The sequence below is a fragment of the Streptomyces sp. NPDC054840 genome (assembly GCF_053611065.1).
In genome coordinates this window covers 21,784-27,783 of record NZ_JBSGZP010000019.1, presented here as the reverse complement: position 1 = coordinate 27,783, position 6,000 = coordinate 21,784, and the positions used below count along the sequence as shown (strand labels likewise).

Genomic DNA, 6,000 nt, shown 5'->3' with positions numbered 1-6,000 from the left:
GTCATGCCTCGGTCAACTTCCCTGCCCCGCGGCGCATTGCGCCTCTTGGCGCGCGCCCTTCCTTCCGATTTCGCGGAAGGACTGGGAAGTACCCGATAGTGCAGCAGCGTCAGCCCCGCGATCGGCGCCTTCCCCGCTCCCAGGCATGGTCGACAGTTGGTCGCAGTCGTTGGTCAGAACAGCGCTTGGGAAGTGTGGATCTGCCAGGCCAGGAGCACCACCATGGCCGCGATACCGCCGACGAGCACGAGGATGGTGGTGGGCGTGACGGCGGAGTCCATGGGCAGCAGGTAGTACGCGGCCAACAGGAGTGCTGTCGTCACCAGTGAACGCACGCAGGCAAGCAGGGCCTGCCAGCGGTGACCACTCAGGTTCCCGTTCACGCATGCTCGAGCCCGAATACGCGACTCGCTTAGCATCTCCTGTCATGAGCGATTCAGAGCATCTTCTTGCCTGGCTGCAGGACTGGTACGCGCAGCAGTGCGACGGCGACTGGGAGCACGAGTGGGGTGTGAAGATCGCCACGCTCGACAACCCTGGCTGGACCGTCGAAATTGATCTGGAGGAGACGGACCTGGAAGGCCGCGAGTACCCCCGTCAGGACGTCAATCGCAGCACGCAGGACTGGGTCTGGGCCTGGACCGCTGAGAAGACCTTCCACGCCGCGTGCGGCCCCGGAAACCTCAGCGAGGCTCTTACGCTTTTCCGTGCCTGGGCCACCACAACCACTCCCTGAGGCAGTGCAGAGCCGGAGACCGGGAACCGGTGAACCTATGCGGTCAGAGCACTAGACCCGATGATCAATCTCAGCGCCAACGGCTGTACCCATGTTCCCCAAGGCCGGAGATGCACCGCGGCCTGATGCTGGCCCGCGCCGGTGACACCGTCGCCGGCACCGCCCATGCCCGCGCCACGCTGGACGCCCTCCCGCCGGAGAAGCATTCCCTGACCTTGCGCCTCCTCATGGCGTCGAACGGTCGTGACCGTCCAGGGTTCGCTGTCGAGCCGCTCCCGCATTGGGCGATGCGGGCGGCGCGGCTGCTCAAGCGCTGTCGATGCGAGCGAGCAACGTCTGGGCCTCGGTGGTGCGTCGGTGGTCCGGTCCGAAGGTGGTCAGGCAGGCGTCCTGGGCGGCTGCGGCCAGGTGGCGGGCCTCGGTGCCACGTCCCAGGCCGAGGAGGGCGGTGGCCGTGGCCAGCTCGACGGCGCCGGTTTCCGGGCGGCGCTGCTCCTGGGGCAGATGTTGGCGCAGCTCGTCGGCGCGCTCGGCCTCGGCGAGAGCCTCCTCGTGGCGGTCCTGGCCATTGAGGCTGCGGGCCAGACCGAGACGCAGGACCAGGGTGAAGCGGTCCGGTGCGCGATGGGTGGCAAGTGCTTCGCGTGCCAGCGCCTCTGCCTGCGGGTGGCGTCCCAGCGAGGTAAGGGCGTAGATCTGCCCGTTGCGGGCGGCCGTTGCCATGAGGGGCATGTCCGGCCCAGTGCCGCGGGCTGCGACCCAGGCGACGGCCGCGCACTCTGCCTCGCATTCGGCGTGCCGGGCGAGTGAGCTCAGCGCCTGGGCGCGGTCCGAGCGCAGTTTGAGGGTCTGCGCATGTTCGGCGCCAAAGATCCTGCCGAAGACCGGCAGCAGTGCGTCGTATGTGGTGACCGCATCGGCATGGCGGCCCTGAGCGCCCGCAGCGAGCGCGGCGATACCCAGTGCCAGCGGCGCGTACGTGTCGTCGCGCGACCGGGGCCGGGCCGCAGCCACGGAGCGGGCCTCGGCCTCAGCCTCCGCATAACGCCCCGCCTGATACAGGGCCATGGCCTGGGCCAAACCGGCTTCGCCGCGGCCGCGCCACCGAAAGAGTTTCATGCCCGGAGCACCTGACCTCGTTGCCCGTGACTGCGGGGCCCCTGCGCCTGGACCTCTCGGCGTGACTGGTCACGGGTGCATATGCGTGTGCGGGAGCCGCTCCGCTCGCTCAGCGCGTAGTTGGGCTGATTCCCAGGACTGGGGGAGTGGTTGGATGGAGGGTGTTCCGCTCCTCGTGAGGTGTCGTTGACCGTGTGTTCCGCGCCCGCCGGGATGCGTTCGGCGCGTCTTCGACGCGGTAGATGATCACGACCTGCGGTAACGGCTTACGGTGGCCGGGACCACGCGCTCTCCGCGAGTAATAACGGTGGCTCTGCTACCAAGGGGAAGCGCGGTCCCTGCGGGCCGCGCTGTAAGGAACACATGTATCTGCACGTCAAACAGAAAATCGTCACACTTCTCACCGTCTTATGTCTGACCGTTGGCGCGGGCGGCACGGCTGCGGCAGCCGTACCGCCACCCGAAAGTGAGCCCACCCTCCTGGAGATAGCCGCCCGGGTGGCGCAGTACTCGAAGTGCAGGGAGCTACCGCTCCTGGAACGGCCGAAGTGTGCCAAGGAATTCGCCATCAAGTCCGTGAAGATCGGTCTCGGCGTAGGCACGTTCCTCTATGTGTTCCGAGAATCGATGGAGGACGGCGGAGCGTCCTTCGCCGAGCTGGAAAAGGAGGTGGACGCGCTCAAGAAGCTCAAACCCCTCATCGTGATGGACCCGCACACGGACGCGGAGTCGGACCCGAAGAAGAAGCTGGAGGTGCTGAAGCAGTTCGTCAAGACGTACCAGGCCGCCAGGCCGAACCTGGACACGCTCCGCACCAAACTGGTCATGGTTGCGCGTGCCACCGGCCCCCAAGCTGATTCTGCCGGGCTTCTCGCAGCGATCACCGCTTCCACGTACTTCCCGGCAGGAACCCCCCAACCGGAGGTCGTCGCGAGCGGAGAACTCGGTAGGTGGATCGATGACGTCCTCGGTGCCCTGGACCAGGCAAACCGGGGCATGGACCAGATGAACGAGGCCCTCGATGAGATGAACGGCATCATGGTCGATGTCAACCAGAGCATCGACGGAATCAACCAAGGCCTGACCCAGGCCAACCGGGGCATGACCAAGCTCAACGCGGGCCTGAGCCAGATGAACGAGGGCCTGAAAGGTACGAACACGGCGGTCTCCGGCTTCGCCAAGGCCGCCGAACAGATCCTCGTGGCGCCGAACTTTATCGACTTCAACTTCGACCACATCGCCCCACTTCTCGGCCTGAACCAAGTCCCGCCCGAGGTACTGGCCGAGCAGGAGCGGAAAATGGGCATGCTGCTCAACCTGCTGCCCGGCGTCGGCAACGGCAAGGGCATCATCGAAGCCATCACCGGCAAGGACATGACCACCGGTGAGCAGGTGAGCGGCATCGACCGCGCCTTGGGCGGCCTCGTCGTGCTGCGCTGGATCAAGGTCGGCGGCAAGCTCGTACCCGAGCTCATCCGCAAGGCCCGCAAGGGCGCAAAGACGTGCGACAGCTTCCCAGCCGGTACGCCAGTGCTGATGGGCGACGGCGCAACCCGCCCCATTGAGCAGATCGAGATCGGCGACACCGTCCTCGCGACCGATCCCGCGTCAGGGACCACTGGTCCGCGCCGGGTCGAGGCCACGATCTACACCCCCGACGACCGGGACTTCACCTCCATCACCCTGCGCCCGCAGGCCGGCCGAGGTTCCCTTACCGCCACCGACCACCACCCGTTCTGGTCGGAAACCCGTAAGCAGTGGACCGACGCCGCCGACCTCAGCACCGGCGACACCCTGCGAACCCCGGGCGGCACCACCGTCGAGATCGAAAAAGTGACCCGCTGGAAGGACCTCCAGCCGGCCTACAACCTGACCGTCAACGACTTGCACACCTACTATGTGCTGGCCGGCACGACGCCGGTGCTCGTGCACAACGCTTCATGCGACTTCATCCCCGGTGCCATCCCCGACGCCGCGGCCATCAATCGTGGTTCGCTGGTGAAGCTCAAGGAAAAACAACTAGAGAAGGCCCTCGAGAGTCTCGGCGAGGACCCGCACAGCTTCAAGGCCGACTGGGTCGGGAAGAACATGATGTCGCGATTCGATGCCATGCGTGACGCCGACAATCGGATCATCCTCGTCAGCAAGGACGGCAAGATCTTGGTTCCGACGAATTACAAGTACCGGCCATGAGCACATTTCGCATGTATCTCAGAGTGGTCAGCGAGTCTTTGCAGCCGGAGGAAATCTCCATGAGGGTGGGAGCGGAGCCCGACGAGTCGACGTCAATCGGAAGCCGCAGGCGTCCCCAGTCTCCACCGCAGTCCCACGCGACCTGGATCCGGCACGTCAGCACAAAGGGAGGCGACGCCCGGCCGGAGGACATGGAGCCGGTGGTCCTCGGGTGGGGTACGGATCTCGCTGCCGCCCTCGGTCGACTCGTAGACTCAGGGGAGGCTGTCGTCACCCTGGAAATCGTCCAGGAAATAAGGGACCTGGACGACCCACAGCAAAAGGGCATTTTCCTCGGAGCCGACCTGCTTTCCTGGATCGCGGCAGCCAAGGCATCGCTCGATATCGATCAGTACGTCTATCACGAGTGCGGCGACGAACCGGACGCTGCCATCCCGTAGGGGTTGGGGCTCCCTGTCGGTGTGTACGACGTCGTTGGACGGTGCGCCCCTAACTTCGATCTTTCGTGACGGTCCGTCGGTTTCTTCGGCGGGCCGTTTCGGTTGCTCGGGGTCGGTGCTGGGCACGCGGATGGCCCGGCTGCGATGTGCTGGGTGGTGTCGGTGGGGGGTGACGGTATGTCAGGTCATGGTGTCTCCGCTGGCGGGGGTGTTGAGGACAGGCAGGATCACTGTCCTGGGGTGGTGCATACGTGGGGCGCGGCTGTCGTGGGGCGGTACACCCCACTCCGCTCCACTGTCCCCCAGTGCCTGGATCCTGGATGAGGCGTAGGCGGCGAAGACGCCGATCTGGCCAGTTCTCGGTGCGGTCGGTGGTACCGGAGTACTGGCGCTGCACTCCGGCCGAGACAGTGCCCTTCTTGAAAAACCCCGTGTCGTCGGTGATCAAAAATTCAGCGGGGTCCTCGAGTTTCACGGCGACGTATTCCTGCAGGTCATCGCGTGCCTCTGAGGGCGGAGGCCAGCGCGTGCAGCGCCGGGCCGGCGGCGGACAGTGCAGTGCGTCCGTCCCGGGAGAGCGTCGCTTGGGAGTCCGCGAAGATCTCGGCCCAAGCCTGCTCGATCATGGCCATGCCTTGCATGGCCCTCTGGTCGGCAAGAGCTGGACGGCGCGGCGGTCGTGCGGGTCCGGCTCCTACCAGATGAGCCCCTGTGCCATCAGGCCGCGCATGGCGCCTTCGTTCACACCCAGAGCGTCCCGACGGCCAGCCCGGATCGGTGATGCGCGACTGGCCTCGACGTTGACAACCAGGGCCCGCTCCAGCTCACCGGTGCCCCAGCACAGATTCTGAGTGCGCTCCATCGTGACGGCTGCGCGATCCTCGTCCGAGGTCGCCATCCGGTATGCCTCTGCCAGCCTTGGCGCACGGCGCGCCACAGCTTCGTCCGGCCGACGTTCCGGTCCACACACGGAAGTTGAGCAGTCGCTACTCTGGCCCTTGCGCAGGCGGGACGGGGACACCCAGGGCCCAGGCGCACGCGCGGTGCCAGGTGGGCTCAGGTCCGAGGGTGTGCCTGTCCCGGTGGGCCGGGCCATCGCCGTGACCTGCCGCCTTCCGCGGGTGGCGAGGGTTGCGCAGGCGGCTTCGGGATCCGGCGCACCGCCGACGGGCCGTGCCTGCCGCTTCCATGACGCGGACTCTTCGTGATTCGCCGGGGGCGCGGCACCGGGCAGCCGTAACGGACTGGCTACCCCACCCCCCCTCGACCCCACAGACAGGGATTCATTCACCGATGCACTTCTACAGCACGTTCCGGCGCTCGCCGGCTCACCTCGCCGTCGCGGCGAGCGTCGTGGCGAGCGCGCTCGCTCGTGTCTCTTCCCGCTCCGGCCGCCGCGGCGGGATCGGCGCCCCCTCCGCGCGTGTCGGTCTTCGCCGTCGTGGCGGGCAACGAGCCGGCGGGCGTGTACACCGACCTGTCACCGACGGCTGTCCACAGCAGCGTCACCCT

The 6,000-nt window shown here is 66.6% G+C and carries 7 protein-coding genes and 1 pseudogene; 3 read left to right on the top strand and 5 right to left on the bottom strand.

What is annotated here, in order from left to right; genetic code table 11:
• Window positions 1-173: 173 nt before the first annotated feature.
• Complete coding sequence (locus ACWGIU_RS03235) at window positions 174-323, bottom strand: hypothetical protein (RefSeq protein ID WP_453701948.1); 150 nt, start codon at window positions 321-323, stop codon at window positions 174-176.
• Between the two features lie 104 nt (window positions 324-427).
• Between ACWGIU_RS03235 and ACWGIU_RS03230 the strand changes: the two genes are divergently transcribed.
• Window positions 428-736 carry an immunity 53 family protein gene (locus ACWGIU_RS03230; protein WP_331747018.1) on the top strand — a complete coding sequence of 103 codons (309 nt, stop codon included), beginning with the start codon at window positions 428-430 and terminating at the stop codon, window positions 734-736.
• Between the two features lie 306 nt (window positions 737-1,042).
• Here the strand turns inward: ACWGIU_RS03230 and ACWGIU_RS03225 are convergent, their stop codons facing one another.
• Window positions 1,043-1,855 (bottom strand): tetratricopeptide repeat protein, encoded by an 813-nt coding sequence (locus tag ACWGIU_RS03225; protein ID WP_453701947.1) that lies wholly within the window; start codon window positions 1,853-1,855, stop codon window positions 1,043-1,045.
• Window positions 1,856-2,218: 363 nt separating this feature from the next.
• On the opposite strand from ACWGIU_RS03225, the gene ACWGIU_RS03220 reads away from it, so the two are divergent.
• Together ACWGIU_RS03220 and ACWGIU_RS03215 are read left to right on the top strand one after the other, a co-directional pair.
• Window positions 2,219-4,048: a polymorphic toxin-type HINT domain-containing protein gene (locus ACWGIU_RS03220; RefSeq protein ID WP_453701946.1), complete on the top strand. Its 1,830-nt coding sequence runs from the start codon at window positions 2,219-2,221 to the stop codon at window positions 4,046-4,048.
• The gene (locus ACWGIU_RS03215) at window positions 4,045-4,488 is read left to right on the top strand and encodes a DUF4279 domain-containing protein (protein ID WP_453701945.1); all 444 of its coding nucleotides are present in this window, start codon (window positions 4,045-4,047) and stop codon (window positions 4,486-4,488) included. The genes ACWGIU_RS03220 and ACWGIU_RS03215 overlap by 4 nt, the downstream gene beginning before the upstream one ends.
• Before the next feature lie 297 nt (window positions 4,489-4,785).
• Here the strand turns inward: ACWGIU_RS03215 and ACWGIU_RS03210 are convergent.
• The 3 genes and pseudogenes from ACWGIU_RS03210 to ACWGIU_RS03200 all read right to left on the bottom strand — a co-directional run.
• A pseudogene (locus ACWGIU_RS03210) lies at window positions 4,786-4,990 on the bottom strand (transposase); the annotation flags it as partial.
• Window positions 4,983-5,114 carry a hypothetical protein gene (locus ACWGIU_RS03205; protein WP_453701944.1) on the bottom strand — a complete coding sequence of 44 codons (132 nt, stop codon included), beginning with the start codon at window positions 5,112-5,114 and terminating at the stop codon, window positions 4,983-4,985. The pseudogene ACWGIU_RS03210 and the gene ACWGIU_RS03205, both read right to left, overlap by 8 nt.
• 68 nt (window positions 5,115-5,182) lie before the next feature.
• Window positions 5,183-5,386, bottom strand: coding sequence for a hypothetical protein (locus ACWGIU_RS03200; RefSeq protein ID WP_453701943.1), 204 nt, complete (start codon window positions 5,384-5,386; stop codon window positions 5,183-5,185).
• Between the last annotated feature and the right edge of the window lie 614 nt (window positions 5,387-6,000).